The following is a 3366-nucleotide window of genomic DNA, read 5'->3' on the forward strand; positions in this document are numbered from 1 at the left end:
AAATTATGTTTGTATTTACTTATTAGTTGTAATGAGTGAATAGAAAGATAAAGCTCTTTAACAATTAGGAACAAGCTGAAAGAAACGAGTTCTCGTTTTTGCGGAAGGAAGCGATATATAGATATAGGCGACTGGAAGTAAGAAAGAGAAGAAAGCGTAATAAAAACCAAGACAACTGTGAGTTGTAAGGTTAAGAAATTAAGCGTACACGGTGGATGCCTAGGCAATCAGAGGCGAAGAAGGACGTGTTAATCTGCGAAAAGCGACGGTGAGCTGATAAAAGGCGTAATAGCCGTCGATGTCCGAATGGGGAAACCCAGTGTAGGAGACTACACTATCATATGATGAATACATAGTCATATGAGGCGAACCGGGAGAACTGAAACATCTAAGTACCCCGAGGAAAAGAAATCAACCGAGATTCCCTAAGTAGCGGCGAGCGAAAGGGGAGTAGCCCAAGCGGGTAGCATATTGTATTAGTGGAAGCGTCTGGAAAGTCGCACGATAGAGGGTGAAAGTCCCGTACACGAAGGTGCGATATGTGGAAGCTTATAGAGTAGGGCGGGACACGTGATATCCTGTCTGAAGAAGGGGGGACCATCCTCCAAGGCTAAATACTCCTGATTGACCGATAGTGAACCAGTACCGTGAGGGAAAGGCGAAAAGAACCCCGGGAGGGGAGTGAAATAGACCCTGAAACCGTGTACGTACAATCAGTGGGAGCATGTATCATAAGATATGTGTGACTGCGTACCTTTTGTATAATGGGTCAGCGACTTATATTCTGTAGCGAGGTTAACCGAATAGGGGAGCCGAAGGGAAACCGAGTATTAACTGTGCGTTAAGTTGCAGGGTATAGACCCGAAACCCGGTGATCTAGCCATGGGCAGGTTGAAGGTTGGTTAACACTAACTGGAGGACCGAACCGACTAATGTTGAAAAATTAGCGGATGACCTGTGGCTGGGGGTGAAAGGCCAATCAAACCGGGAGATAGCTGGTTCTCCCCGAAAGCTATTTAGGTAGCGCCTCATGAGTAACTGTTGGGGGTAGAGCACTGTTTCGGCTAGGGGGCCATCCCGGCTTACCAACCCGATGCAAACTCCGAATACTGACAAGTTTGATCATGGGAGACACACGGCGGGTGCTAACGTTCGTCGTGAAGAGGGAAACAACCCAGACCGCCAGCTAAGGTCCCAAAGTCATAGTTAAGTGGGAAACGAAGTGGGAAGGCTTAGACAGCTAGGATGTTGGCTTAGAAGCAGCCATCATTTAAAGAAAGCGTAATAGCTCACTAGTCGAGTCGGCCTGCGCGGAAGATGTAACGGGGCTAAAACTATGCACCGAAGCTGCGGCAGTGCACGCAAGTGTATTGGGTAGGGGAGCGTTCTGTAAGCCGTAGAAGGTGTGTTGTGAGGCATGCTGGAGGTATCAGAAGTGCGAATGCTGACATAAGTAACGATAAAGCGGGTGAAAAGCCCGCTCGCCGGAAGACCAAGGGTTCCTGTCCAACGTTAATCGGGGCAGGGTGAGTCGACCCCTAAGGAGAGGCCGAAGGGCGTATCTGATGGGAAACGGGTTAATATTCCCGTACTGGCTATAACTGCGATGGGGGGACGAAGAAGGCTAGGTTTACCACCTATTGGATGGTGGGTTAAGCATGTAGGCGTGTGATTAGGCAAATCCGGTCACTGAGACGCTGAGGTGTGATGACGAGCTACTAAGGTAGTGAAGTAATTGATGCCCTGCTTCCAGGAAAATCCTCTAAGCTTCAGGTTATAGCTAATCGTACCCGAAACCGACACAGGTGGTCAGGTAGAGAATACTAAGGCGCTTGAGAGAACTCGGGTGAAGGAACTAGGCAAAATGGTGCCGTAACTTCGGGAGAAGGCACGCTGATGGTAATTGAAGTCCCATGCGGATGGAGGTGAAATCAGTCGAAGATACCAGCTGGCTGCAACTGTTTAATAAAAACACAGCACTGTGCAAACACGAAAGTGGACGTATACGGTGTGACGCCTGCCCGGTGCTGGAAGGTTAATTGATGGGGTTATGCGAAAGCAGAAGCTCTTGATCGAAGCCCCAGTAAACGGCGGCCGTAACTATAACGGTCCTAAGGTAGCGAAATTCCTTGTCGGGTAAGTTCCGACCTGCACGAATGGCGTAATGATGGCCAGGCTGTCTCCACCCGAGACTCAGTGAAATTGAACTTGCCGTGAAGATGCGGTGTACCCGTGGCAAGACGGAAAGACCCCGTGAACCTTTACTATAGCTTGACAGTGAACATTGAGCCTTAATGTGTAGGATAGGTGGGAGGCAAAGAAGCATGCACGCCAGTGTGTGTGGAGTCGACCTTGAAATACCACCCTTTAATGTTTGATGTTCTAACCTATACTTCTGAATCGAGGTAAGGGACACTGTCTGGTGGGTAGTTTGACTGGGGCGGTCTCCTCCCAAAGAGTAACGGAGGAGCACGAAGGTTAGCTAATCCTGGTCGGACATCAGGAGGTTAGTGCAATGGCAAAAGCTAGCTTGACTGCGAGAGTGACGGCTCGAGCAGGTACGAAAGTAGGTCATAGTGATCCGGTGGTTCTGAATGGAAGGGCCATCGCTCAACGGATAAAAGGTACTCCGGGGATAACAGGCTGATACCGCCCAAGAGTTCATATCGACGGCGGTGTTTGGCACCTCGATGTCGGCTCATCACATCCTGGGGCTGAAGTAGGTCCCAAGGGTACGGCTGTTCGCCGTTTAAAGTGGTACGCGAGCTGGGTTTAGAACGTCGTGAGACAGTTCGGTCCCTATCTGCCATGGGCGTAGGAAAATTGAGAGGGTTTGCTTCTAGTACGAGAGGACCGAAGTGAACGCACCGCTGGTGTACGGGTTGTGATGCCAATTGCATTGCCCGGTAGCTACGTGCGGAATAGATAAGTGCTGAAAGCATCTAAGCACGAAACTAGCCTCGAGATGAGTTTTCCCTGAAGAGATTCAGTAAGGTCCGTTTGAGACTAAGACGTAGATAGGTCAGGTGTGTAAGTGTAGTGATACATTGAGCTAACTGATACTAATGAACCGAGAGTCTTAACCTTACAACTCGGAGTTGTTTTGGGTTACGCAGAAGTTATTGATAGCGTAGAAAAGCATCGATAAACGAAGAAAGATTGAAAAAACAGTTTGTTCCGAATTGAGCGATTGTTGTTGATATGAGATAATGGACAGCAATTAAGAAAGAGAGTACAGAATATGTCTGGCGGTAATAGCGCGGTGGTCCCACCTGACCCCATGCCGAACTCAGAAGTGAAACGCCGTAGTGCCGATGGTAGTGTGGGTATTACCCATGTGAGAGTAGGGTGCCGCCAGACTTTTAA

2 rRNA genes are annotated in these 3366 nt (G+C 48.9%); both read left to right on the plus strand.

Annotated features, from left to right (window positions below):
* Positions 1-188: 188 nt before the first annotated feature.
* Positions 189-3087: ribosomal RNA gene (locus GQ590_RS11610) — 23S ribosomal RNA — on the plus strand.
* A gap of 157 nt (positions 3088-3244) precedes the next feature.
* Positions 3245-3360 (plus strand): 5S ribosomal RNA (rrf, locus tag GQ590_RS11615).
* Positions 3361-3366 lie beyond the last annotated feature (6 nt).

The sequence above is a fragment of the Gilliamella sp. Lep-s35 genome (assembly GCF_009795845.1).
Lineage (GTDB): Bacteria > Pseudomonadota > Gammaproteobacteria > Enterobacterales > Orbaceae > Gilliamella.